General features: G+C 38.2%; 29 protein-coding genes and 1 riboswitch. Of the genes, 6 read left to right on the top strand and 23 right to left on the bottom strand.

Features of this window, described 5'->3' with window-relative positions:
* Positions 1–28 precede the first annotated feature (28 nt).
* The 4 genes from ureC to IGI49_RS04685 are packed head-to-tail and all read right to left on the bottom strand — an operon-like array spanning position 29 to position 2,986.
* The gene (gene ureC / locus IGI49_RS04670; RefSeq protein WP_429963568.1) at positions 29–1,750 is read right to left on the bottom strand and encodes an urease subunit alpha; all 1,722 of its coding nucleotides are present in this window, start codon (positions 1,748–1,750) and stop codon (positions 29–31) included.
* A 29-nt stretch (positions 1,751–1,779) separates the two neighbouring features.
* The gene (locus IGI49_RS04675) at positions 1,780–2,106 is read right to left on the bottom strand and encodes an urease subunit beta (RefSeq protein WP_429963569.1); all 327 of its coding nucleotides are present in this window, start codon (positions 2,104–2,106) and stop codon (positions 1,780–1,782) included.
* 37 nt (positions 2,107–2,143) lie between these two features.
* Complete coding sequence (locus tag IGI49_RS04680) at positions 2,144–2,446, bottom strand: urease subunit gamma (protein ID WP_429963570.1); 303 nt, start codon at positions 2,444–2,446, stop codon at positions 2,144–2,146.
* A gap of 21 nt (positions 2,447–2,467) precedes the next feature.
* Positions 2,468–2,986: an AmiS/UreI family transporter gene (locus IGI49_RS04685; RefSeq protein ID WP_429963571.1), complete on the bottom strand. Its 519-nt coding sequence runs from the start codon at positions 2,984–2,986 to the stop codon at positions 2,468–2,470.
* Positions 2,987–3,776: 790 nt separating this feature from the next.
* Here IGI49_RS04685 and IGI49_RS04690 point away from each other — a divergent pair.
* Positions 3,777–4,523 carry a tyrosine-protein phosphatase gene (locus tag IGI49_RS04690; RefSeq protein ID WP_429963572.1) on the top strand — a complete coding sequence of 249 codons (747 nt, stop codon included), beginning with the start codon at positions 3,777–3,779 and terminating at the stop codon, positions 4,521–4,523.
* A 183-nt stretch (positions 4,524–4,706) separates the two neighbouring features.
* On the opposite strand, the gene IGI49_RS04695 is transcribed toward IGI49_RS04690, so the two are convergent.
* The 4 genes from IGI49_RS04695 to IGI49_RS04710 all read right to left on the bottom strand — a co-directional run bounded on the left by IGI49_RS04695 (position 4,707) and on the right by IGI49_RS04710 (position 6,943).
* Complete coding sequence (locus IGI49_RS04695) at positions 4,707–5,207, bottom strand: hypothetical protein (protein ID WP_429963573.1); 501 nt, start codon at positions 5,205–5,207, stop codon at positions 4,707–4,709.
* A gap of 22 nt (positions 5,208–5,229) precedes the next feature.
* Positions 5,230–5,598, bottom strand: coding sequence for a DUF6483 family protein (locus tag IGI49_RS04700; protein ID WP_429963574.1), 369 nt, complete (start codon positions 5,596–5,598; stop codon positions 5,230–5,232).
* 372 nt (positions 5,599–5,970) lie between these two features.
* Positions 5,971–6,555 carry a GrpB family protein gene (locus IGI49_RS04705; RefSeq protein WP_429963575.1) on the bottom strand — a complete coding sequence of 195 codons (585 nt, stop codon included), beginning with the start codon at positions 6,553–6,555 and terminating at the stop codon, positions 5,971–5,973.
* Entirely contained in the window at positions 6,443–6,943 is a 501-nt protein-coding gene (locus IGI49_RS04710; protein WP_429963576.1) for a hypothetical protein, read from the bottom strand. The genes IGI49_RS04705 and IGI49_RS04710 overlap by 113 nt, the downstream gene beginning before the upstream one ends.
* Before the next feature lie 288 nt (positions 6,944–7,231).
* Positions 7,232–7,348, top strand: a riboswitch (FMN riboswitch).
* Positions 7,349–7,461: 113 nt separating this feature from the next.
* Here IGI49_RS04710 and IGI49_RS04715 point away from each other — a divergent pair.
* Both IGI49_RS04715 and IGI49_RS04720 read left to right on the top strand, forming a co-directional pair.
* Positions 7,462–8,061 carry an ECF transporter S component gene (locus tag IGI49_RS04715; protein WP_207704876.1) on the top strand — a complete coding sequence of 200 codons (600 nt, stop codon included), beginning with the start codon at positions 7,462–7,464 and terminating at the stop codon, positions 8,059–8,061.
* A complete protein-coding gene (locus IGI49_RS04720; RefSeq protein WP_429963577.1) occupies positions 8,061–8,516 on the top strand; it encodes a pyridoxamine 5'-phosphate oxidase family protein in 456 nt (151 codons plus the stop codon). Before IGI49_RS04715 ends, IGI49_RS04720 begins: the two co-directional genes overlap by 1 nt.
* Positions 8,517–8,554: 38 nt before the next feature.
* On the opposite strand, the gene IGI49_RS04725 is transcribed toward IGI49_RS04720, so the two are convergent.
* Positions 8,555–9,178 carry an NAD(P)H-binding protein gene (locus IGI49_RS04725; protein WP_207704874.1) on the bottom strand — a complete coding sequence of 208 codons (624 nt, stop codon included), beginning with the start codon at positions 9,176–9,178 and terminating at the stop codon, positions 8,555–8,557.
* A gap of 152 nt (positions 9,179–9,330) precedes the next feature.
* Here IGI49_RS04725 and IGI49_RS04730 point away from each other — a divergent pair, with 152 nt between their 5' ends.
* The 3 genes from IGI49_RS04730 to IGI49_RS04740 are packed head-to-tail and all read left to right on the top strand — an operon-like array spanning position 9,331 to position 11,162.
* The gene (locus IGI49_RS04730) at positions 9,331–10,116 is read left to right on the top strand and encodes a bifunctional hydroxymethylpyrimidine kinase/phosphomethylpyrimidine kinase (RefSeq protein WP_429963578.1); all 786 of its coding nucleotides are present in this window, start codon (positions 9,331–9,333) and stop codon (positions 10,114–10,116) included.
* Positions 10,113–10,607, top strand: coding sequence for an ECF transporter S component (locus IGI49_RS04735; RefSeq protein WP_429963579.1), 495 nt, complete (start codon positions 10,113–10,115; stop codon positions 10,605–10,607). Before IGI49_RS04730 ends, IGI49_RS04735 begins: the two co-directional genes overlap by 4 nt.
* A 15-nt stretch (positions 10,608–10,622) precedes the next feature.
* Positions 10,623–11,162: a TIGR01440 family protein gene (locus IGI49_RS04740; RefSeq protein ID WP_429963580.1), complete on the top strand. Its 540-nt coding sequence runs from the start codon at positions 10,623–10,625 to the stop codon at positions 11,160–11,162.
* A gap of 34 nt (positions 11,163–11,196) precedes the next feature.
* Here IGI49_RS04740 and IGI49_RS04745 read toward each other — a convergent pair whose 3' ends face one another.
* The 14 genes from IGI49_RS04745 to trpX all read right to left on the bottom strand — a co-directional run bounded on the left by IGI49_RS04745 (position 11,197) and on the right by trpX (position 25,335).
* Positions 11,197–11,682, bottom strand: a complete 486-nt coding sequence (locus tag IGI49_RS04745) for a GNAT family N-acetyltransferase (protein ID WP_429963581.1) — start codon at positions 11,680–11,682, stop codon at positions 11,197–11,199.
* A 63-nt stretch (positions 11,683–11,745) separates the two neighbouring features.
* Positions 11,746–12,258: a type 1 glutamine amidotransferase domain-containing protein gene (locus IGI49_RS04750; RefSeq protein ID WP_207701351.1), complete on the bottom strand. Its 513-nt coding sequence runs from the start codon at positions 12,256–12,258 to the stop codon at positions 11,746–11,748.
* 83 nt (positions 12,259–12,341) lie between these two features.
* On the bottom strand, positions 12,342–14,585 hold the full coding sequence (locus tag IGI49_RS04755; RefSeq protein WP_429963582.1) for an AAA family ATPase: 2,244 nt from the start codon (positions 14,583–14,585) through the stop codon (positions 12,342–12,344).
* Between the two features lie 18 nt (positions 14,586–14,603).
* Positions 14,604–15,083 (bottom strand): DUF6530 family protein, encoded by a 480-nt coding sequence (locus IGI49_RS04760; protein WP_207701349.1) that lies wholly within the window; start codon positions 15,081–15,083, stop codon positions 14,604–14,606.
* 117 nt (positions 15,084–15,200) lie between these two features.
* The gene (locus IGI49_RS04765) at positions 15,201–16,049 is read right to left on the bottom strand and encodes a DegV family protein (protein ID WP_429963583.1); all 849 of its coding nucleotides are present in this window, start codon (positions 16,047–16,049) and stop codon (positions 15,201–15,203) included.
* An 80-nt stretch (positions 16,050–16,129) separates the two neighbouring features.
* Positions 16,130–17,308 carry an LCP family protein gene (locus IGI49_RS04770; RefSeq protein ID WP_429963584.1) on the bottom strand — a complete coding sequence of 393 codons (1,179 nt, stop codon included), beginning with the start codon at positions 17,306–17,308 and terminating at the stop codon, positions 16,130–16,132.
* A gap of 99 nt (positions 17,309–17,407) precedes the next feature.
* Positions 17,408–18,247, bottom strand: coding sequence for a prephenate dehydratase (gene pheA / locus IGI49_RS04775; RefSeq protein WP_429963585.1), 840 nt, complete (start codon positions 18,245–18,247; stop codon positions 17,408–17,410).
* Complete coding sequence (locus IGI49_RS04780) at positions 18,247–18,747, bottom strand: shikimate kinase (protein ID WP_207701345.1); 501 nt, start codon at positions 18,745–18,747, stop codon at positions 18,247–18,249. Before IGI49_RS04780 ends, pheA begins: the two co-directional genes overlap by 1 nt.
* A 2-nt stretch (positions 18,748–18,749) precedes the next feature.
* Positions 18,750–20,033, bottom strand: a complete 1,284-nt coding sequence (gene aroA / locus IGI49_RS04785) for a 3-phosphoshikimate 1-carboxyvinyltransferase (protein WP_429963586.1) — start codon at positions 20,031–20,033, stop codon at positions 18,750–18,752.
* A 4-nt stretch (positions 20,034–20,037) separates the two neighbouring features.
* Positions 20,038–21,120 (bottom strand): prephenate dehydrogenase, encoded by a 1,083-nt coding sequence (locus tag IGI49_RS04790; RefSeq protein ID WP_429963587.1) that lies wholly within the window; start codon positions 21,118–21,120, stop codon positions 20,038–20,040.
* 14 nt (positions 21,121–21,134) lie between these two features.
* Positions 21,135–22,301: a chorismate synthase gene (aroC, locus tag IGI49_RS04795; RefSeq protein WP_429963588.1), complete on the bottom strand. Its 1,167-nt coding sequence runs from the start codon at positions 22,299–22,301 to the stop codon at positions 21,135–21,137.
* 351 nt (positions 22,302–22,652) lie between these two features.
* Positions 22,653–23,435 (bottom strand): ABC transporter ATP-binding protein, encoded by a 783-nt coding sequence (locus IGI49_RS04800; RefSeq protein WP_429963589.1) that lies wholly within the window; start codon positions 23,433–23,435, stop codon positions 22,653–22,655.
* Between the two features lie 4 nt (positions 23,436–23,439).
* Complete coding sequence (locus IGI49_RS04805) at positions 23,440–24,318, bottom strand: ABC transporter permease (RefSeq protein ID WP_207701340.1); 879 nt, start codon at positions 24,316–24,318, stop codon at positions 23,440–23,442.
* Between the two features lie 3 nt (positions 24,319–24,321).
* A complete protein-coding gene (gene trpX, locus IGI49_RS04810) occupies positions 24,322–25,335 on the bottom strand; it encodes a tryptophan ABC transporter substrate-binding protein (protein WP_429963590.1) in 1,014 nt (337 codons plus the stop codon).
* Between the last annotated feature and the right edge of the window lie 176 nt (positions 25,336–25,511).

Raw genomic sequence — 25,511 nt, forward strand, 5'->3', positions numbered from 1 at the left:
GCTCTTTTGTTCCAACCTCCTGTTTCACTTAGAATAAGTAATAGCGTTGACTTAATGAAATTGCCTCAACGGGATCACAGGTAATTAATTCGTCATCAATTTTTACATCGAACGTATGCGGATCAACCGTGATTGTTTTTGGACTATAGTTGTTTAATTTCATATCTCGTTTAGTTAGATTTCGAGTGTTATGAACAGGTAAAACGACTTTATTCAAACCAATTGCTTCTTTAGCATTGTGATCATAGGCATATTGAGAAACAAACGTAATGTTAGTCGTTTCAACTGCTTTTCCACAAGCACCAAATAAGTCTCTCATCAAACGAGGTTGTGGTGTTGGTAGGCTTGAACTTGCATCACCCATTACACCATATGTGATCATCCCCATTTTCAAAACCATTTTTGGTTTCGTTCCAAATTTAGCTGGTTCCCAAATCACTAAGTCGGCAAATTTACCTTCTTCAACAGAACCAATATAATCTGAGACTCCATTTGTGATTGCTGGATTGATGGTGTATTTAGCTACATAACGTTTGATACGATTGTTGTCACTAAATTCTGTATCACCATCTAAAGGTCCGCGTTGTTTTTTCATTTTGTCTGCTAATTGCCAACAACGCATTGCAACTTCACCAACACGTCCCATTGCCATTGCATCAGAAGTCATGATACTCAATGCTCCCATGTCATGAAGGACATCTTCAGCCGCAATTGTTTGTTTACGAACTCGTGATTCTGCGAATGAGACATCTTCAGGCAGTTTAGGATCTAAATTATGACAAACCATAACCATATCAAACAGTTCACTGATTTCGTTGGTTGTATAAGGATTGGTAGGATTTGTTGAAGATGGCAACACATTGTCATGCCCTGCTACCACCATAATATCAGGCGCATGTCCACCGCCGGCCCCTTCTGTATGGAACGTATGAACCGTTCTACCTGCAAAAGCATCTAAGGTATTGCCGACAAAGCCACCTTCGTTTAATGAGTCAGTATGAACAGCAAACTGAACATCGTATTTATCAGCTGCCTTTAAGGAATTATCAATTCCTGCACTCGTCGCACCCCAGTCTTCATGGGTTTTGATTGCCATTGCTCCTGCTTCAATCTGTTCTGCAATCGTATCTGGCGTTGCGCCAGAACCTTTTGCCATAACCCCCATATTGATTGGTAACGATTCTGCTGATTGCAGCATTTTCTCTATGTGCCATTTACCTGGAGAAGTTGTGGCAGAGTTTGTTCCATCTGCCGGACCTGTTCCACCACCAAATAGTGTCGTAATTCCGTTATCCAGACCTGCATGCGCTAATCCTGGAGAAATAAAATGAACATGAATATCTAAGCCGCCAGCAGTTACAATCAAACCTTCAGCTGAAATTGCTTCAGTGCTTGCTCCAACAACAAAGTCAATATTATCCATATTATCGGGATTACCGCCTTTGCCTATAGCAAAGATTTTTCCATCACGAATACCGATGTCAGCTTTAATGATTCCAGTGTAATCAACAATCGTGGCATTTGTGATAATCGTGTCCGCAACTAAAGGATTTGCCTTACGAGTCTCAGTTGCACTGACACCCATTCCATCTCTTAGTACTTTTCCGCCGCCGAATTTACTTTCTTGACCATGAACCGTATAATCTTTTTCAATTGCCGCAAATAAATTAGTATCTCCTAGCCTTACACTATCGCCTAGTACAGGGCCAAACATTTGCGAATACTTATTTCTATCCATTTCAAAGCTCATATTTTCCCTCTTTTCCATTATTTGGGTGTTTACGCTTTACGATCATCATCCAAATAACCATTTACTTTATTGTTAAAACCAAAAATGCGGCGTTTTCCACCCATTTCAATTAAATTTACTTTTCTTGTTTCACCCGGTTCGAAACGAATTGCTGTTCCTGCTGGAATGTCCAACCGTTTACCACAAGTCTGTTTACGATCAAATTTTAAACCCTCTTCATTCGCTTCATAGAAATGAAAATGTGAGCCAACTTGAACTGCGCGGTCACCTACGTTTTTGACTTCTAATGTGATTGCATCGTAACCTTCATTACATGAAACTGGATCATTTGCTAATTTGTATTCTCCTGGAATCATTTACTTTCCTCCTTAATCAAAAAGATTATGCCTATTTTTACTGAATAGGATCATGAATTGTGACTAGTTTAGTACCGTCTGGAAAAGTTGCTTCTACCTGTATCATTGGAATCATTTCCGGAATTCCTTCCATAACATCCTCTTTTGTTAGAAGGATACGTCCCTCATTCATTAATTCTGAAACAGTTTTTCCTTCTCTAGCCCCTTCTAAAACTAAATCTGTGATCAAAGCGACGCTTTCGGGATGATTCAATTTGATTTTCTTGTCTTTTCTTCTTTGAGCAATCATTGCTGCCAAACTGATCATCATTTTTTCTTGTTCTCTTGTCGTCAGTTGCATATTTTTCTTTCTCCTCTCAACTTACTTCGGCCATAAATTAATTAGCATCAGGAATCCTGGGATCCAAGCAGTGAAAATTCCTTCTCCAATAGCTAAATATCCTACGAATTTTCCTAAATTCTTTCCAAGAGTATTTTCGATAAAGCCTGTGAGCCATAAAATACCCCATAAAAACCAGATGATTCCATACAATGAATTCCCGCCGTATCCTTGAAAACATAAAATACCAGCTGGAATTGCATTAATTGCGACGAATAAACTGAACCAGCCATATAGTTTTTGATCCAAATTGAAAATTGAATTAACAGCCGTGTATAAGTAGGTAAAGGCAAATAGTAAACCTGTTGCACTAGCATAAAACCATGCGCTATCTTTGTTGGCGATTATTCCGTAAGAAAGCGCAACTAGATTTAGAGTTAGACTTAGTCCTCCTGTAAACAAATTCATCACCGCAATTGATTTATCATTTATTTTTTGTAAGCGATAAAAACCATTACTCATTAACACCATGCCTACATACAATAAAATGACACCCAACATGTTTTGTTCCTCCCTTCTATTTTTTAGTTACAAATCTACACCTGGTATAGCACTAAAAAAATTCTGAACTAGATAGAACTTTTTATAACTAATCAAATAGGTATCGTCATGGCACCTCTCCTCTCTGTTAAAGCTAGAATACTTCAGATTTTTGGGTAAAAATACGTAATTTATGGCGGATATTCCGACAGATATTTTTCTTCTATAGCACTTATTTAAGAATAGAAAATACGAAAACCTTTATATTGGCAGTTTTTATTTGAGTGAGGAAAAGATAGGTTTACGCATTGTTTTCTATGTTTACATTTTCTATTTTGAGTATTTCAGATAACTGTTTTTAAAGAAGCTTTAACTAGGAGTTGTCTTTATACCCACCGATATTAGCTGTCCCTCCATATATCGTTTTGAGGTTTACGAAAAGAAACGGACTTGCAGAAGTTAATAAAACTGATTTTCACAAGCATAATTTTTATGATGTGATAAATTGGGAGCTTAAAACCAGGTATAAGGAATGGAATCAATCGGATTTTTGAACCTTAATTGGAGGGGTGCGTTAGCTAAAGGAATAGTTTGAGGATAATAAAATTGCTATCTCGAGCAATCCTAGTTCTGATTAAAAAAGAAGGATTGAATTTTGAAAAGAAAAAAGATGACCAGCATTAGATAAACGAGAATTTATTAGTTACTAGTAAAACGAAGGATTCCTGCACCTTCGACAAATGAGTACTTTTTTGTTTTGCATCTTTTTTATTCTATGTGTATACTAGCAAAAAACGAAAAGGGTGAAATTATGTTAGCAAATTTTAGAGATATTGGTGGAATACCTGTAGAAGCTGGAAACTTTAAATCCGGTTATTTTTATAGAAGTGGACAATTGACCGATTTAAGTGAGCAAGATATTCGTAGTCTAAAGAAGGATTATAAAATTAAAAAAATATATGATTTTAGAAGTGCACAAGAGATTGAGGAACAACCAGACACGGAAATTGATGGTATAGAAAAAGAAAATATCGATATTTTACAATCAGTTGCGTCTATTAATATGGCCGCACTGAACAACATGCAGGGTATTGACAGTAAAAATGTGAAAAATGCGATGATCGAAACTTACAGTTCTTTAATTACTAGTGAGTCAGCAATAGAAGGCTACAAACAGTTTCTTGAAGGGATTCTAGATAAAAACACCCCATTGGTTTTTCATTGTTTTGCTGGGAAAGATCGTACCGGAATTGCTGCGGCAATTATATTAAAAATTGCTGGTGCAACGGATGAACAAATAATGAATGATTACCTAAAAACGAACAGTTCTCGTGTGTCTATCAACAGAGAAATTCTCTCAACTTTCAAATCAACCTTAACTAAAGATCAGTTAAAGGCTTTAAACATCGCTTTGCTAGTTGATAAATCCTATTTAATACACGCTCAAGAAGTTTTAAACAAAACATATGGATCTTTCGAGGGGTACTTGTTCGAAGGCTTAAAAGTCCAAAAAGATTACATTGATACTTTTAGAGAAAAATTTGTTATTAGAAAATAGACAGTTTGCAAAAAAAGCACTTTAATTAGGGTGGATTCCACGAATACAAGAAAAAAATTAACACTCAGTAATTTGCTGAGTGTTCTTTTATTAATGATTCCAACCGTTTCTTTCTTTTAATCAACATGGCAAAAAAATCAATACGTTTTTCAAGACATTAAAAATAGCTTAGACAAAAATATCCTAATCTATCTGCTTAATTTCCATATGAATAATCTGATTTAAATTTAACGGGAATACTACCTCTTGTTCTACTTCGCATTGATCAAAGGATAAGGGATGTTCATACTTGTTTGCCCAGTTTCTTATTCCTGCCAGATCAATTCCGATTTCTGGAAAGTCTACTTTCCCTTCAATCAATAATATCTCTGCTCCCTTTTCCAGCCATGAATAATCCATAAAGTTCATTTGCTTACTCCAAGAAACAAATGAAGAAGTCTCTATTACACCAAATGGGTAGTTGTGTTCAAACTCGTGATGAATTCGATAAATAGGTCCGGAATATTGGGCCATTCGAGCAAAATCTGCTTCGTAATCCATAGGGGTTTCACAGCCTTCGATTCGTTGAATTTCAAGAATTAAGTCCTGCCATAGCTGATCGTAATATGTCAGCTCTTGAGTACTTCTTTTTTCAGATGCAGGATGTTCCAGCCAGCGCATAATATCTTTTGCTAAATCTGCCATATTTCCACCACACTTTTTAAATTTATCCGTCGGTTCGCTGAATCAGAAGGCGTTGAAGTTCATCTTGCCCTTGACGAATTTCCTCCACTGAAAAATTGGCTTCTAGAAGTTCGCTCTCGGGTATATTCGACAGCTTTTGGTAAAACCAGGAAGAAATAGATGTGATTTGATGGTTCGTTAATAGATGAAGATGCGCAAAAAAGATATCCTCAGCTTCACAAATATTTCGTAGCAACACATTTTCGTACATGTATTGTGTTAAGGAAACCGAGCGCATTTCACCCGTCAGCGAATCCTTAACATCAATTAACGGATCATTATTGGTTTGTTTTATCATCGGTAATTGCTTGGGAATAATTTGTAATTGACGCATTAACCAATCATCTTGCATCACTTTACCTCCTGCTATTTTCATTTTATCACCGCGTTTTTCATTTTCCTAACGATATCCTTATTGAATTAAATAGAAAAAAGATTCTTCTAAGATAGTAAGGTTGAACAAATAGTTAATAATGCAAAAAAGCCTACAGTGATAAAACTGTAGACGTAGTTTCGATTGATTTAATCGTAAGGCTTATTAGTTCGCCAGGAATATTATTAATACAATAGTATTTCCTATAGCGGTTAGTAATGGTCCTACCATTTCTAATTTACTTATTTTTATTCCAATAATTCTGTCACAAAATGGTATTCCAATCATTATCAATGATACTGCAATAAGGAAAGATTTTGATTTGAAGATAAACAATCCTGCAGTCCACTATCAATCTTTTTTACCATATCCATATTTTTCTCCATAAAAATTTTTCGCCTCTGCAGTTACTTTTTTGATGAAGCTTCCCTTCTCATCCGTGTATCGATTCCGATCGTTCCGATATTTGACAGCTAAAACTTCTTTTAATTGTTCATAGTCTTGTGCGGTAGTCGGGAATTGGTTTAAGTAATCACGGAAATATAATTCATCATTATCACCGATGTACCGTAGATGAATATGATAAACCTTTTCAGCAAAACCATCAGGTGTGTATCCGCAATTTAAAGAGATTCGGTTTACAGATGCCGACATAATGATGCAATCATGCTCTTCTAATATATCTGCTATTGATTGAAGTACTGCATTAGGCGAGAGCTCAACTAGTACATCTACAATGTTTTTAGCCTTTATTTCTTTTATTGCTGTACTTCCAATATGCGAAATTCTTAAACATTGCTCTTTTGGAATCCAATCCGTCAGCTTACTCTCGATTTCTTGATAATAGTTTTGCCATTCTAATCTTGAGTTGCTTAGTTCGATAGGAAAGAGTTGCCAAAGTTCCTTCAGACTCATATCCGAAAGTTTCTTCTTCATTTATTTTTACCTCTTTAGGCTTCAATTTATGCAAAGCTAATAAAAGTTCTGGTTTTTGAAAGTACATACCTCTTTCTAACTGTTGAATTCTTCTTAACTTGTCAATGACTTCCTGATTATTTCTCATCATTGCTTCGGCCTTTTCGTTCTGCAGCTCTTCAGTTTTCTTTTGATTAATTGTTGCAGCGATACTTAAGTTAGACACTAGCAGAATAAAGACTACTACGTAAAACAATTCAGTTCGTTCTCCATTAGAATTAGCCACCAATACAAAGGGAACAATAAAAATCAAGGCAAAGCTAACCCATTGATACATCGTCAACGCCTTCAGTTTCCTTGGTTTTTCTTCAAAGGTGACCGTTGTAGCTGAATAAATGGATAAAAACAAGGCCTCAAGCTCCTCGTACTGGCGATGTGTCTTTTGCCAGCGATACTCCGCTTGATCCTTAGTCAGCCCTCGTTGCTTTATATAATAGTTGATTGCTTTCGATTTTCTTATGATGATGATCACCACATTTCATTGATAAAATATTTTTCTAGATCAAGGTTACTTTGTCTAGTTTATCATATCTGCACATACTTTTTTTAGTCTTTCATGAGAAAAAGTCGATAGTTTGCTAAGAAAAAAATGAAAAACCGCTTGCAATTCCAGAACTTGTATGTGAAAATGAACACAATAGTTCTTCAGGGCAGGGTGAAATTCCCGACCGGCGGTGATAGTCCGCGAACCTTTTTAGGTTGACTCAGTGTAATTCTGAGACCGACAGTATAGTCTGGATGGAAGAAGAAAAATAGGCGTGTTTAGTGATCAATCTTCTGGTCTATTTAAGCACCTTTTTTCTACTTTGTTGTGCCTTGCGAATTTGTTGTAAGGTTCTTTTTTATGTTTGAGAAAGGTGTGACAGAATGAAATTTACTGCAAGAAAACTCGTATTAACCGCTATCATGGGTACCATCGCTTATTTATTAATGATGTTCAAATTCCCGTTACCGTTTATGCCACCGTTCATGGACTTTGATCTGGCTGGTGTTCCGGAAATGATTGGTACCTTCCTTTTGGGGCCTATCTCTGGTTTGCTGATTGTTTTGATTAAGCTGTTAATCAAGCTAACCACAGTAGGAACTACCTCTATGTTCACAGGAGAAATTCAAAACTTTCTTCTGAGTGCCAGTTTTATCCTACCTTCATGGTTCTTTTACCAACGCTCTCATAAAAAACAGCAGGCGTTCATGGGGATGGTCGTAGGAACACTGTCAGCAATTGTGGTGGCCTGTGTTTCAAATATCTACTTTATTATCCCTTTTTATGCGACCCTTTATGGCTTATCTATGGAGGCCGTTGTTGCAATGACTCAAGCTGTGAATCCCTTTGTGGACAGCGTTTGGAAATTAGTAGTAATTGGGATCGTGCCTTTCAACCTAATAAAATTCGGGGTGTGCTCCGGCATCGTTTACTTGTCATTGGATCGCTTGCGATCAATCTTCTTAAGACGGGAGTTTAGCTAATGGATTTTAAAATAGCTTTGGATCAATTTTATAAAAAGCTTGGTAAGAAAAAGATTATGGCATTAGCTACCAGTCTAAATGATCATGTCACAGTGCGAAATGTCAGTGTAATTATTTATGAAGGTCGTTTACTATTTAAAACTGATAAAAATTTTCGAAAAACCAGGCAACTATTAGAAAATCCCAATGTGGCAATTTGTTACTGGGGAGTACAAATCGAAGGGAAAGCTGTAAATCACGGGTTGTTAGTTGATGAACCTAACCAGTTTTTCCAACAGCTGTATCAAGCATCCTGGGATAAAAGTTATAATGCGTACCCCCACAAAGACACTGAAATTCTGCTTGAAATTCTGCCCAACTTTGTTGAGATTTGGGATCAGGACGATCAAGAAAAAGGTTTTCAAGTGTTAATTGACTTCGATAAGCAACAAGCGAAGGTTCAACATTATGATTAGAAGAAAGCAGCCCGCCGATTGTGGTGGGCTGCTTTCTTTTAAATGGCTGCTAATGCTTCATCAATTGGTGTATCACCGTCACCCATCATAATCACTTTTTGATAGGTGTTTGGCCGTTCCAATACCTCAGCCAAAACGGCTGCTACATTTTCGATGGAGTTTTCACTACGTTTTTCGATGGAAGTAGTAATATTGCCACTACCTGTTTCTTCTTTTAAAGAACCCGGTTGAATAATTGTATAATCTAAATCAGTGTTATTAATTAACCACGAATCAGAAAAATATTTAGCAATATTATAATTCAAAATACTATCACTCCAATTTTCGGGAACTAAAGCAAACAATGAACTTAATTGAATATATCGACCTATTCCTTCTTGTTCAGCTGCCTGCATCAGTTTTACTGCACCGTATAAATCTGTTTGCAGCAAATCCTTTCCTCGAGAACCCGCTACAAAATAAATGGCTTCTGCATCACCTAAGGTTTTAGCCAAATCAGCCACATCATCGTGCAAATCTAAATGGACTGGTTTTACTTGATCATTCATAGGAATTTCATTTTCTCTTCTTGCCCCGGCGTAAACGAAGTGTCCTTTTTCTACTAGGTTTTCAATTAAAAGTTGGGCAACTCGACCAGTTGCTCCAGCAACAAATACTTTCATAGATGATTCCTCCTTTTTCTCAATGCTAACCGATTCCGCCTATTCCCACAAATGATTAAACTTCTAGAAAATTGGATGAGCAACAAAACAACCAATTGGCTGTTTTTATTTTCACAACGTAGATTATAATTAAAAAGCATAAGGAGGTTGTTATGACAAAAAATATCTTAACTATCGCTGGATCAGACACCTTAGGCGGTGGTGGACTTCAATCAGACTTAAAAACCTTTGAACAGTATCAATTATTCGGTCTAACAGCCGTTACTTGTATTGCCGTAGTCGAAGATAAAGAATTTATTATTCAGGATCTTTCATCAAAACTTTTGGAGCAACAGTTGCAGACAATTCAATCAGGAGTAGATTTGGCCGGAATCAAAATTGGGTTGATCAATAATATTCGTTCACTTCAGGTGATCAAACATTTTTTACAAAAGCAAAATGTCCCCATCGTTCTTGACCCAGTACTGGCTTTCAAAGAAACAACTGAAGTTTATCAGAAAAACTATCGTGACTTAATGATTCAGGAATTGTTTCCGCTAGCTACTATAGTAACACCTAATTTGAAAGAAGCTGAATTACTGAGCGGATTGAGCATTACAGATGAGCTATCGATGAAGAAAGCAGCGGAAAATATCCAGCAACAAGGGAAAACCTCCGTTGTAATAAAAGGTGGACAGCGCCTAGCTGGTAAAACAGCTCTCGATCTCTACTATGATGGGAATGAGTTTGAACTGTATCGTAAACCAAAACTGATGGAAAAAACGATCAACGGAGCTGGTTGTACCTTTGCCTCAGCAATTGCTTCCAATTTAGTTTTAGGAAAGTCTTCCACTGAGGCAATTCAACAAAGTAAAAAATTTGTTTATCAAGCCATTCAGCATGGGGTTGTGTTGAAAAATGGAGATGGAAATGTTTGGTATAAGGAGGATAACGAATGAAAATAAGAACACTAACTACGTTAGCAATGATGGTAGCATTAACGGTGACACTCTCAATTATGTTCATCATACCGGTCCCGGCAACAAAAGGTTTTGTTACTCTCTGTGAAGCAGGAATCTACACTTCTGCCTTACTATTTGGTCCTACAGGTGGATTGTTTGTAGGGGCATTAAGTGGTGGATTAATTGATATGATTTCTGGCTACCCTGAGTGGGCGTTCTTTTCAATTATGATTCATGGTTTGCAAGGATTAATACTAGGAGCTGTTTATCAGAAGCTGTCTTATCGCAACGGAATGATTTTAGGTTTTTCATTTGCTAGTTTATTTATGATTATTGGTTATGCTTTGGCTACTGCTTTTCTTTACAGCTGGCCGGCGGGGCTAGCCTCGCTGCCAACTAACTTAGTTCAAAATCTTTTCGGCATTGCCGTGACAGTTCCTCTATATCAGGCATTACACCGAATTGTTCATCGATTACAATTTAAATAGAAGGAAGTTTTACCTATGGAAAAAAAAGAATTGAAAGAATCGTTAACCACAATCGTTCACGAGATTTTAAACGAATCCGACCTGAAATCAGGAAATGTTTTTGTATTAGGTTGTACTACTAGTGAAATCGTTGGCGGTATGATCGGTAAAAAATCGAGCAAAGAAGTTGGCGAATGGGTAATTGAAACCTTGAAAGAAATCCTGGATTTGAGGGGTATTTATTTAGCCGTTCAAGGCTGCGAACACATCAATCGTGCGCTAGTCGTCGAAAGAGAAATAGCTGAGAAAAAAGATTGGAAAATTGTTAATGTAAGACCAGTGCTGCATGCCGGCGGCTCCTGTTCAGTAGCTGCTTTCGAACAATTTACTGATCCAGTAGAAGTGGAACATGTTGTAGCACAAGCAGGTATTGATATAGGAGATACTTCAATTGGAATGCATATTAAACATGTTCAAGTTCCCGTTCGTCCATCTATTAAAGAATTAGGCGGTGCTCACGTTACAGCCTTAAGAAGCCGGGCAAAATATATTGGTGGACCTAGAGCAAATTATTAAAAGAAACGCTTCTCATTTTTTGAGAGGCATTTCTTTATAATGCCTTTCGATAATAGCCCTTTTCGCTATCATAGATAAAGTCATTGGCTAATAAAACCTTATTTGAAGAAATATTTTCATGATCCGGTTCCACAAGAACCTCTCGTACTCCTGTTTCTTGTTGCTGAATTTGTCCTATTAGGTGTTTTATAATCTGCTTGCCATAACCTTTACCTAAAAAAGCTGGCTTGCCTATCAAATAATCCAAACTATAGAACCTTCCCGATTCTTCTACATCCAGCCACTCTTCCAATTCTTTTGCTCGAAAACAGTCATAGTATTGGCAAAATCCAATTGGATCACCATCCAACATGACGATATAATGATGAATCCAATTAAACTTACCGTGACGTTGATCAATTTCCATTAACCAATTTTCTGGATGGATCAACCATTGCCGAACATAGTCTTGATATAACCAGTCCTCCATTAATTTTCGATCATGATCTTCAAAAACACGAAGATGAATTGGTTTTTCCATAGTTTTTCTCCTTACCCCCCATTAATTAAAAAAGCCTAACGAATAATTCGCTAGACTAGTTAATTAAGCATGGAGAATTTCAATAATCTTTTCGTTAAATGCTGGAATATCATCTGGATTACGACTGGTTACCAGCATATTATCTACTACGACTTCTTCGTCTTTTACATTGGCACCTGCATAAGCAAGATCGGGACGAACCGTATCGTATGCTGTCATGGTACGACCTTTTGTTAAACCCGTTTGAATGAACAATTGAGGTGCATGACATATCGCAAACAATGGACGATCATTCTCCAAAAAGTACGCCACAAAATCAACAAAACGCTGATCTGCTCTCAATTGATCTGGCGAGAAACCACCAGGAATTAGCAAAGCATCAAAGTCTTCAGGATTAACGTCATCAATATTGGTGTCAATAATAAATGTATTGCCTTGTTTACCTGTGATTTCTTTGCCTGCTTCTTTTTCAATTAATACGACTTCATTGCCATCTTTTTCTAAAGCTTCTTTCGGGGAAGTTAACTCGACATCTTCCACTAGGTCAGTAACAATTACTGCAATCTTTTTTGTCATAGGGTATCTTCCTTTCTTTTAGCTTACTTACAGACTAACGAAGAAAGAAAAAGATTACAAATAATCTGTTTGTATCAAAATTATTAGATAAATCGACCAATCAATTGTAAGAGTTGTTGTGGCATAGTAGCTAAATCGCTAATGTCGACAAACCGGTCTTCACCGTAAAGACTCTTGATAGCTTCTTTATCTTCACCGATTGCACATGCGATAAAAATAATTCGCTTTCTTTCATAATCAGACAATACTTGTTGAATATCTGCTTCTGCTTTCTTTGCAGTGTAATCTGGCAAGGCTTTTGGTTGTCCATCACTAATATTCAATAAGATTTTAGTATCTGCTGTTTCATTGCTTAACTTTTCGGCTAACAAACGCAAAGGAACCCCATCACGATTATTTTGGCGAGGTTTCATAGTGGTGATTTTCGCAGCCAAAAAATCGTAAGAATCGTTAAATTCTTTATAAGAGTATAAGGAGGTCTTTTCCCGCTGGCTAACGTCCGCAGAATCGCCATACAAAGTGAAGGGGATATTCGTTTTCTCAGCAAATAAACCCAGTGCCAAGGCAGCTTGTTTGGCTTTCTCGATACGTTCCTCCCGTACCATTGACCCTGATTCATCTACACGTACTGCTAAAGCCAGAGAAGGCTGTTCGCTAGGTGGGTTTCTCTTATCAAAATTACGAAGATCCCCATAAGCCACCCGTGATGGATTGAAGCGACTGCCATAATACTTACCATTGGAATAGTCCGTACTTTCTTCCTTCTCCAGCAGATCATTAATCACACGACTCAAGCTTTCAACCTCAGGTAGTACAATCCTAGCTAGTTCTTTTCCTTTATCAACAGCCTCAGCAGTAACTTTAGGACGATGAACAATTGTGCCTTCTCGAGCATGAACCGTGTCTTTGAGTACTGCCCGAGTTTCCCGGTTTAGTTCCTTACGCTGCTGCTTATCCCATTCTGCCATTTCATCTAATGAAAAATTTGAGCCAGTCTTATCATTCTCGGACATGATGGCTTTCTCACTTTTTCCATCCGAGGTATTTCGTTTCATATCAGAAGTTTCTTCTACTTTAGAAGAAGCGACTGTTGATTCCTTTTCTATTGAATCTGCCTCTGATTCAGGTTCATTTATAGAGTTAGACTCATCTAAAGCTTCTCCAGTTAAGGTAGCCTGTTCCGCTTCTCGAGTGATGTTTCGTTTATCTGCTTCCTCAGCACTAATCACACGGCCTTTATTTTGTTGAATAATTTCTTTACTTTCTATCTGTTGCAATTCTACCAATAAACCACTTTCATCGAGAGCATTGGATAAAATTGAGAGCTCATTCTCCTCAGTGGTTAGCTTGTATAGGACTTTTGGGAAAATACTAGCCAAAGGATCTTGCCCTTGTTTCAGACTATTCACCCAAAAAAAGTAAGATCGCATGCCTGCAACGCCCTTGATTGCATTGGCTTTCGCTGTTTCATCTAACAGGCGAATAATCTTAGCCATGGTTTCTAAATAACGGGTATCATTAAAATCTGTTTTTGCCTGAGCACGTTCCATCATTACTTCAATAGAAGGTAGATCCATTTTTTCAGCATGCTGTACTCGATCCCGTAAAGATTCATTTAAAGGACGATTGCCCTGGTAATTGCGATTTGTTGTAATCACTACTACACAGTCTGGGTGTCGTCGAATGATTCCAGTGGGAATATTCAAAATTCCATTGTTTTCAAGTGCTGAGTTTAATGCCACTAAAACAGAAGCATCACGGATAACTGTAGGCTCTTGAATTTCCAACAAGTAGCCTTTTTCGATTGCTCTTACGATTTCAGAAGGATAAAACTTGTACTGAATAGGTCGATTATCCGCCTCATCGGTAACTCGTTGAATCAATTCAGCAAAACGCTCACGAGCCTTTTCTTGACTAATACTGTAATGTCTAGCAATTAGTTCCAAAACTCCTTCTAAGCAATCTGCTTGATAAATGGCTTCCAATAATTCATTATCCACCTCATCGTCAGCAGTCACGACAGGCAGCAAGGCACCAAAGACATCTGTTTTATCCATATCTGCAAAGCAGGTTACTTTTGTATACGGCAGCTGCAAATCAGCGGATAACGCACGAGCAAGCTGGGTTTTTCCAGAACCAGCATCCCCTTCTAACAAAACATTCATTACTTTCATCTCTGGATCTTCCCAGTTTAATTTAATCTCAGAAGCGATCCGAAGTTCTTCCTGACTGATTTGATGACTAGAGGGCTTACGCCAAATCATTTGCTGCTCCACCTTAGAAAAATGACGACCTTCAGTAACTGAGTAAGGCATCGTTTCCGTCATGTAAAGTCACACCTTTCTTTAATAGCCTAAATCAGTTAACAAACGTTTTAAGGTTCGATAACGTTCTCCGATTAATTCGCCATTCTTATTCATTGTGTCGTTAAAGAGAATAATGTCCTCATCAATTTTAGGATTTTCAGTGTCTACCTCTACGGTCATTCGTCCACCCTGAAGCCCAATAATATCCACTGTTGGATTCTCCGGATCATAAAATTTTTCATATCGGTAAGCATCCTGCAAGTATAAACTTGATTGAGCAACTAGTATCGCCAAATCCAAAATTCGGGTGATTGGCAACTCTTCTGATTGGCGTGACCATTTCTCACCAGTATGTCGCCACACTTTCCCAGATATGTCGACCTTGCCTCGATCATTCCACTGAGCTAAGCCTAACGTTAAGCCCTTTGCATCACTTTCCCAAGCATTATAACCATCAATTTTATCATAATCCTCTACTAAGAAGACTGGTTTATGTTTTAAGTTCGTTGGAATTTTCATATATTTTACTCCTTTACTAGATTAGTAAATTACTAAACAACTAAAGCATAACGAAGTCGCTGGCATTTTACAAACAAAAAAGACCGTCAAGAACAATAAATTCTTAACGGTCGTACTTTAAACTGCTGCTACACCCAGAGCAATTGCTTTATCGCCTAAATGAGTCCCAATCACAGGGCCAAAGCTGCCGATTTCTATAATTGCTTCAGGATATTGCTGTTTCAATTTGTTGAACTCTACCTGAGCCAATTCCAAGTTATTAGCATGAATGACATACAAACGCAATTCTGCAGAAGAGTCTTGGCGATGCTGACCAATAATTTCTTCTGTCCTCTGTAAGGCCTTTTTCAATGAACGGATTTTTTCGTATAACACGATCTTTCCGTCAGTAAAAGTTAGAACTGGTTTAATTTTTAACAGTCCGCCTATGATAGCCGCACCATTGGTTAAGCGACCACCACGGACCAAGTTGTTTAAGTCATCAACAATAATGTAAGCATTGGTAGTATCTCTAATGTGATCTACTCCTGCAATAATTTCTTCCAGGTCATTACCTTGATCTGTTAGTTCCAAAGCTTTTTCTACCATGTAGCCCATTGGAACACTAGTAATTGTAGAGTCATACGGAACAACGGTTAATCCTTCGAGTTCATCTTTGATCGTATGAAGAGTCCGGACAAATCCAGAAATACCTTCTGAAAGATGGATACTCAAAATCGTGTCGTAGCCTTTAGCTTGAATATCTTGGTAAAGAGAGATCACCTCGCCTAAAACTGGTTGAGAAGTTGTTGGGAATTCCTGGCTTTGATTTAATAAACGATAAAATTCATCTTCATGAATGTTTACCCCTTCTTCAAAAGGTTGGCCATCAATTACAACAGGAATCGGAATAATGAACAAATCCTTATGGTCTTTAATGCGTTCATTGAGATAGGCTGAGCTATCTGTCACGATCGCTAATTTCATGATGATTTCCTCGTTTCGCTTAAAAATTTGCAATAAATAAAATATAGCATATTCTAGAGATCAATGGAATCTAAAATCTGTTATTTTGCTAAAAATGATTGAACAGCTTGAGCATTTTGAGCAAAGTCAACATATAAAACACTACCAGCATTGTAGGTATCTCCATAAGACCAAGTCCCATCAATTGGTAAGGTCAACCGATCAATTCCCACCGCTGTTTTAGCAAAATTAAAAGAGTTAGCTAACAAAAATCCATTGCCCATATCCGTAGATAGATAACCGAAAATCTTTCCAGCCGCATAAGGTCCACGCAGTAAGACTAGAGGATTTTTCAATTGGCCAAAGACCGTTTGGATCACCTGTTGCTGTCTTCGTACCCGTCCGAAATCTCCTTCTTCATCCATTCGGAAGCGAGCATAATTCAATAATGTATGGCCATTCATACGCTGAAACCCTTTAGAAATAGGCTCATCAATGTAAGAACTCATATCCTTTTCTGCCTCGATGGGAACACCTCTTGGGAACATGGCGTCAATCCCTTTTTCAAAGGACTGAAAATCGACCATTGCATAATAACGACAATCAACACCAAAATTCTCCTTTAAGGTTTGTCGGACCAAATCAGCACCACCGTAGGCATAAGCAGCATTTAGCTTGTTCTCGCCAACCCCAGGTATATTTACATACATGTCTCGCATAAATGAAACGAGTTTGGTTTTGCCCTTACCGTCTACCTGCAAAATCATCATGGAATCTGCACGGCCCGTTTCGTTATCTCGTGTGTCGCTGCCAAGGAGTAGAATATTCTTGGTTCCATCTGCTGATTCTACGCCGTTAAACTCCTGTGTTTCCACTTTAGGAATTGAAGAATCAAAACGTGCCATTACATTTCCTACTGCAAAGGTAACTACTGAATAAAGCAATAGTATAGCGATTATGCTAAGTATAATTCGTTTTACACTGCGCTTTTTCTTCGGTTTTTTTCCAGTCGGATAAACCTCCGGCCTTTTTGACTTTCTTTTAAAGCTGGGTAATTTTAACGTTGGAAGCTTGCGATTTTTTTTGGGTTTTGCTGTTTCTTCAGAATAATTTGTTTCTTTTGTTTGTTCATATATAGGTTGTGTTTCTAACGGCTCTGTCGGTGGCGTTTGATTTTGTTCATGTTCAGTCTTCTTGCGCTCACGACGAACCAGTGAAGATTTACGTTCAGATTTCTTACTTTGTTCATGGATTTTTTTGTAACGATCCACTCGACTCATTGGTCCACCTCTTTTTCGATGATGATAGTACAAAAATAGCAAATGAATGCTTTCATGTCCTATTATACTCACAAAAAATAAGAAAACCTTAACGTAGTGCTAAGGTTTTCGGTAAGTTGGATAATTTCCTATTAAATTAAAAGGGAAGTTTTGTCCATCCAATTGCGCTAATGCATTGTCTAATACAGTCGAATTTTCTGGAACCTCTAAATCAATGATGAAGAAGTAATCTCCTAATCGAGTTTTTTGCGGTCGCGACTCGATCTTTGTTAAGTTGATTTTTGCTTTAGCAAATATTTCCAGCAAGTGATACAAAGCACCGGGGCGGTCCATCGGCAAATCAACAATCAAAGTAGCTTTTTGTTCAGCAAAGAGTAGCTCAGTGTCAATTGGCTCGTCTCCTAATAACCAAAACCGAGTCTCGTTATTAGCGACTGACTGAATATCTTTCTCTACAATTACCAGATTATATTCTTTAGCAGCCATTTTCGGACCAATTGCCGCATAAATTTCTTTAGGATGGTCAGCTACCTTTTTAGCGCCTAAAGTCGTTGAAGCCATTTGTTCAATCTCTGCATTAGGGATACGATCACGAATAAATACTTGTGATTGTGCCAGTGCCTGTGGATGGCTGCAAATCAAGGTCGCATTCTGCCACTGGTTTTGATGAGCCTTGTGCACCATCAACTGCTGAGCAATCGGCAACACTAGTTCGCCCTGAATAGTTGGCAAAGTTTGGTAAACTCCGTCAATCGTCGGCAAAACCGAACCTTCAATTGTATTCTCTACGGGTACCATGGCATAATCAATCTGTTTGTTCATCCGTGCATCAATTAATTGTACCAAGGAGGAGTAGCTAATAAAATTTCCATTAGAAAAATAGCTGCAGGCAGCAGAATGAGTAAACGAACCTTTTGGACCCAAATAGCCAATATCCATTATACTCCAACCTTTTCTATGATTTCTTCAACAATTTCCTTGGGTGTACGACGAGAAGTATCCACCGTCACCTTTGCTAATTTTTCATAGAGCTTTTCCCTAGAAAAGAATAAATGCTTAATTTCTCCATCATTTTTATTGGCAGCATTTGGACGAATATTTTCTTGATCATTACGAATACGTTCGACCAAAACGTCTGGATCGGTTTTCAAATAAACAACCGTTTTATCTGATAAGATTTTTTGATTTTCCTTTTGTAAAATGACACCACCGCCAGTAGCAATTACCGAAGCTTGTTGAACAGCTTCCTTCAATAAATTTGTTTCATGCTCACGGAATGAAGGCTCCCCATGCTCTTCAAAGTAAACATTAATCGGACCAATCCGATCAACTAAGACATCATCCATGTCTACTCGTTGATAATTTAATGTTTCAGCTAATTCTTTGCTTATTGTTGTTTTTCCTGCTCCCATAAACCCAATCAACACAATTGCTTCCATTACTATATCCGCCCCTTTATTAATTGATCTAAATCTTTGAAAAAATCTGGATAAGAAATATTAATTGCCTCTGGATTGGTTAATTCGACAGCCTCGTTAGTTAACAATGCAGCGATTTGCAGCATCATCCCAATCCGATGGTCGCCATGACTGTCAACTGCTGCTCCATGTAAAGGTGTCGGACCATGGATTATCATGCCATCCTCGGTTGCTTCAATGTTAGCACCCATTTTATTTAGTTCATCGGCAGTCGCATCAATCCGGTTGGTTTCTTTGACTTTTAACTCCTGAGCATCCTTGATAATCGTCGTACCTTCTGCTTGAGTTGCGGCCAATGCCAGTATTGGTAATTCATCGATCAAACGCGGAATAATTTCTCCGCCAATTTCGCAGGCTTTCAATGTACTGCTTTCTACCAACAAATCAGCCGCTTGATTTTGTGTGTCTTCATTTGTCTGAGTAATCTTAGCACCCATTTTTTTCAGAACATCTAAAATACCAGTACGAGTAGGATTTACACCAACTTTTTTAAGACACAATGAACTTTCTGGAACTAATAGTGCAGCAACTAAGAAAAAGGCAGCTGAAGAAATATCTCCTGGTACATAAACCTCTTGACCCGTTAGTTTTTGATTACCAGAAAGGTAAATTTTCTTATCCTCAACCTTAATTTCACCGCCAAATTGACGAATCATCTGTTCCGTATGATTACGTGAACAAGCTTGTTCAATTACTGTAGTTTCTCCCTCAGCCTGCAAAGCTGCAAACAAAATTGCTGATTTGACCTGTGCACTAGCGATTGGCATTTGGTATTGGATAGCTTTCAATGCCCCACCTTTTACTGTGATTGGCGGATATTCTGTTTTTTGATTACCAGTAAGTTCTGCTCCCATCTGACGTAGCGGTCCCATTACCCGTTCCATCGGACGTTTATTTAAAGAACTATCGCCTTGAATAGTTGAATAAAAAGGCCGCCCTGCCAAAATCCCCATTACTAAACGCATCGTAGTACCTGAATTACCGGCATCCAGTATTTCAGTAGGTTGCTCCAACCCTTCAAATCCTTTTCCTTGAACCGTTAGTATCTCGTCTTTTTCTTCAATTGAAACACCCAACTTTTTAAAAACAGCAACTGAACTTAAGCAGTCCTCAGCTTTTAGAAAGTTGTGGATAGTGGTGGTACCATGACTGATTGCCCCAAACATCACACTACGGTGAGAAATTGACTTGTCTGCTGGAACTACTAATTCACCTAATAAACCTTTTGACTTTGACATTAAACGCATGGTATTAACTCCTTATCCGACATTTAAATTTTTCTGCTTCAACAAGTGCTTTGCCTGCCAGTAGATCTGTTTTACTTTTAAATGATAATTCTAAAACACCGAAAATATCCTCACGAGTTTCCTGAATTTTCAAGTTGATAATTGAAATTTTATGCTGACTTAATACCGTTGTTACTTGAGCGACTGCTCCAGCAATATCAGGAATATCTACCAACAAATCATAAAAGGCAGGAATAGCGCCTTGATCCTTTTGCGGTAAATGATCTCGTGTATTCTTGGCTTGAGCAAAGAATTGATAAATAGCTGCCTGATCATTACTTTTTAGTTGCTGCTTGATTTCATTCATTTCCTGCTGCCAGTCATCCATCAGCTTTAATAAAATTTTTCGGTTGGTCAGCAAAATATCAGTCCACATTTTGGGATCAGAAGAAGCGATTCTAGTTATATCACGAAAGCCACCTGCTGCCAGCTGATTTGCTCTAGGATAATTTCTTGCCAATTGATCGCTCATTTGCATCAGCCCTGAAGCTACGATATGAGGAAGATGGCTCAATACTCCCACCATTTCATCATGACTCTCTGGGTCAAGAACAACAAACTTAGCTCTGGTTGGTGCTAAAAGTTCAATCATCTGATCTACTATTGCTTGTTGATCCTCAACCGGTGTTAAAATATAGTAGGCTTCCTCAAATAAATTGGGATTTGCTGCTTTTACTCCGGATTTATGTGAGCCTGACATGGGATGTCCGCCTACAAAGGTCAAGGGTAAAGTTTTGGCCAATTGAACAATTGCCGATTTGGTACTACCAACATCGGTAACAATGGCGTCTTTTTTTAAGGGTAATTGAGCTAATTTTTGCAGATATTCTATTGAAACACTAACTGGTACCGCTAAAATAATAACATCCATCTCTACTGCTGACTCTAAACCCTCAGCGATTTCATCAACAATTCCAGTCTCTTGTGCAATCTGGCAACTTTCTGCTTGGAAATCCCAGCCGTACAGTTTGATGTCTGGACGTTTGATTGCTCGACACAAGGAAGCACCAATAAGACCTAAACCCACCACAAAAATTTTCTTTTCCATCTGCGACAACCTTCCTAAAACATCAAATGCTGTTTACGCATCTCTTCTACATTATTAATTAGATCCGCGATATTATCAGAATGAAACTGCTCTAGGATTTCAGTAGCGATAACTGTAGCTACTACATTCTCAGCTACAATAGCTGCTGCAGGTACTGCTGTACTGTCCGAACGTTCAACACTCGCTTTATAAGGTTCTTTAGTATCTATATCAACACTCATTAAGGGCTTGTACAAAGTAGGAATAGGCTTCATCACTCCCCGTACGACAATCTGCTCACCGTTGGTCATGCCTCCTTCAAAACCACCTAAATGATTGGTTTTGCGGCGGTAGCCCTCTGCTTCTTTCCAAGTAATTTCATCCATGACTTCTGAACCTGGTAAGTTTGCAGTCTGGAAACCAACACCAAATTCAACGCCCTTGAAAGCATTGATGCTGACAATCGACTGAGCAATTTTACCGTCCAATTTGCGGTCCCATTGAACGTAACTACCTAAACCAGCTGGAACATTCTCTAAACGAACTTCTACTACACCGCCAATTGTATTGCCAGCTCTTTTCGTTTCATCAATTTTAGCTTTTACCGCTTCATCAATAGAAGGATCAACCATGTTTACCTCTGAGGCTGCTGCAGCCTGTTGGATTTCCTTGACGCTGATTACTTCAGGAATTTTAGCTTCAATCCCACCTAGATTCACTACATGACTAGCAATTTCAATATCTAAAGCTTTTAAAATTTGCTTAGCTAATCCACCAACTGCAACGCGCATAGTTGTTTCACGTGCTGATGAACGTTCCAAAATATTACGCAAGTCTCGATGTTGATACTTCATGCCACCAACTAAATCTGCGTGACCCGGGCGTGGTTTAGTCACTTTGCGCAATTGCGCATCTTTTTCAGCGACTTCTTCTACTGACATGACGGTTTGCCAGTTTTTCCAATCACGGTTTTCCACGACCATGGTAATTGGTGCTCCCAATGTTCTCCCATGACGAATGCCTGAGGTGATTTGAACCTGATCCTTTTCAATTTTCATTCTGCCGCCACGTCCATACCCACCTTGACGTCTAGCCAACTCTTGATTAATTTCATCTAAAGATACCGCTATTCCTGCTGGTACTCCTTCAATAATTGCTGTTAATTGTGGTCCGTGTGACTCTCCTGCTGTTAAATAACGCATCCTTCATTCCTCTTTCTAAACCTGGATTTCAACCGACAAAAAAGACCCGCTTGTAGGTGTTACATCTACAATGGGTCCAATAAACGAAAAAAGCCATTATAGATGAATCATCTACATGGCTTTAAAGTCAATTTAAAGTTCTTCAGCCATCATAGATACAAACGTGCATTGTTTGCATCCATGAACACATGAATACAAACCTATCTAAAATAGCTAAAGTAAGAATTATTCAGTTGTGGATGTCTAATATTTTGCATGATCATCGCTCCAAACTGATTTCTGATTTGCACTAAGTATAAATTTCTTTAATTTACTTGTCAATGCTTTTTTGAACTTTCAATTCATCAAACCTTAGCTATTTTCTTCTGCCGCTTCCTCTTCTTCAAAAAATAAGAACAAATCGGTTAGGGAAAGCTTAGTTTTTTCCTCACCTTTTAGGTCTTTAACGATTTGGCCTTTTTGCATTACGATTACCCGATTCCCATAATTTAAGGCGTCCTCCATTTTGTGAGTAACCATTAGGCAGGTCAGTTGTTCTTCTTTAATTTTTTGATCCGTTACCTGCATCAATTGTTTTGCGGTTTTAGGATCGAGTGCTGCAGTATGCTCATCTAATAATAGCAAATCTGGTTTGGTCAAGGTTGCCATCAGCAAACTTAACGCCTGACGTTGCCCACCAGATAAAAAGCCGGTTGGTGTATCCAAGTGATTTTCCAGCCCGTTACCAACTTGGCTGCATAGCTGATGATAAGAATCTCGTTTTTGTGACAAATTACGTGGCCGCAATGCTCGCTTTTGTCCTCGTTTTTCAGCTAAACCTAAATTTTCTGCGACAGTCAGTCGCGGTGCTGTCCCCATCTTGGGGTCTTGGAAAACTCGAGAAATGTAATTCGCTCGTTTTTCTTCAGAAAGCTTAGTTAGGTCGTTGCCCATCACCGAAACTGTACCACTATCCAACATCATTGTTCCCGAAATACTGTTAAACAAGGTACTTTTTCCTGCTCCATTTCCGCCTAAGACGGTAACGAATTCACCTGGTTGAATGGTTAAATCAACAGAGCGCAGAATTTGGCGTTTATCGTTGATTCCATTGCGAATGGTTTTAGTTGCTTGATTGATTTGTAATGCCTCCATCTGCTTACTCCTTTTCTAATCCGGTTTTTAAATTCAGTGCTTCTTTTAAGCGTGGAATCATTAGACAGATCGCCAAAATGATTGATGAGAAGATCTTTAAATAGGTTGTATCCAAACCTAGTTTGATAATTAGTAAGATCAATAATTGATAGATAACACTGCCTAAAACAACAGCAATTAGCCGTTCACCAAAGGATAACTCGCCATACAGCACTTCCCCAATGATAATGGACGCTAAACCAATTACGATTACGCCAATTCCTTTACCAATATCGGCATAGCCATCATTTTGAGCAATTAACGCTCCTGATAATGCAATCACTCCATTTGACAAAGTCAAACCAATTACCTTCATGCGATCGGTATTGATCCCAATTGAGCGAGCCATATTTTCATTATCACCTGTAGCAATGTACGCTTGACCAAAATCGGTGAAAAAGAAGAATAGCAGCAAAGCAATAATCAGGCTAACTGCAATCAAACCTAAAATGACAATATCATAATGGTTAGGTAAGTTTAATCCAGTGAAAAAATCTTGAATTTTTGGTTTATTCAGCAATGACAAGTTCGGTGTCTGCATAATAAACAGCATCACTGAGTTTAAACCAGACATTACTAGAATTCCTGCCAAAATGACCGGGATTTTTCCTTTCGTATAAAGCATACCGGTGACAAATCCTGCACACATACCCGCCAGAATACCTAATAGTGTTGCTAGTATAGGGTGAATTCCTTGTGTAATTGCTGTTACACAGACCGCTCCTCCTAAAGGAAAAGATCCTTCAGTTGTCATATCAGGAAAGTTTAGAATACGATAGGTCATGAAAATTCCTAAGCCTAAAATCCCCCATAAAAAACCTTGTCCAATTGCTGAAATGACCATTTTCTATTCTCCTTTAACCAATTTCGCTTCTTTTTTAATATTTTCTGGAATAGTAATACCTAATTCCGCTGCTTTCTTTTCATTGATAATCATTTCACCATAATCAATCACATTAACCGGTGTATTACCCGCATCGGTATTACCATTTAAAACATCAGCAGCCATTTTACCAGTTTCAACACCTAGATCAAATTGATTTTGTCCGATCGTAGCGATTCCACCTTCATCTACCATATTGTCCACTGAAACAAAGACTGGCGTTTTCGTTTTGTCAGATTCATTAATAACTGTTTGGAATGCACTTGCGATAATATTATCCTGAGGTACATAGATAAAATCATTTTCCGCTGCTGCTGATTGCGCTAACTGCGCAATTTCATTACTTGAGGATACAGCGTACCGAGTTGCTTCGTACCCTTCTTTTTTCGCCATTTCTTCTGCCTTGTCAATTTGCGATTGAGAGTTTTCTTCAGATGATGAATACAATAGAGCAATTTTCTTCGCTTCCGGGAACAACGCTTTGATTAATTCAAATTGTTGACCGACAGGGGCTAAGTTGTTTACTCCAGTAACGTTACCACCCGGCTTTTCTAAAGTATCCACTAAACCAGAACCCACTGGATCGCTTACTGCCCCCATGATTACAGGAATATCAGAAGTTCCATTAGCTAATGCTTTGGCTGCTGGTGTTGCAACACCAACTAATACATCTGACTTTTTGTTTAGTAGTTGCTGAGTCATCGTGTTTAACTTGCTTTGGTCTCCTTGACCATTTAAAAACTCAATATTGATATTTTTACCATCTTCAAATCCTTCCTGCTTTAGGCCTTCAATTACCCCATCAGAAATTTGATCTAGTGAAGGGTGACTGATGAACTGCAGAATTCCAACAGTTTTCATTTCTTCTTTTTGATCTGTTTGAGTGTTGTTTTGTCTTGATCCCATTTGATAAGCAAATACTCCAATTAATATCACTGCTAATGCAATAATTGATCCGATAATCCCTTTGTTTTTCATAAATAAGTCCCCCAAATTCTAATTGTAGTTGTTTAATTTTAAAATAAATGCGAAAAAGGCAACTACCCCCACGAATGACGGTAGCTGCCTAATAAAGACAAAAACCGCATAGATCTGCTCTATGCGGGAAACGACACAAATAGTACCAGCGCATAGATACACAATTTAGAGATAGT

Origin of the sequence: Enterococcus sp. AZ071 (assembly GCF_050499065.1) — a bacterium.
In the GTDB taxonomy this organism is placed as follows: Bacteria; Bacillota; Bacilli; order Lactobacillales; family Enterococcaceae; genus Enterococcus_A; species Enterococcus_A ferrettii.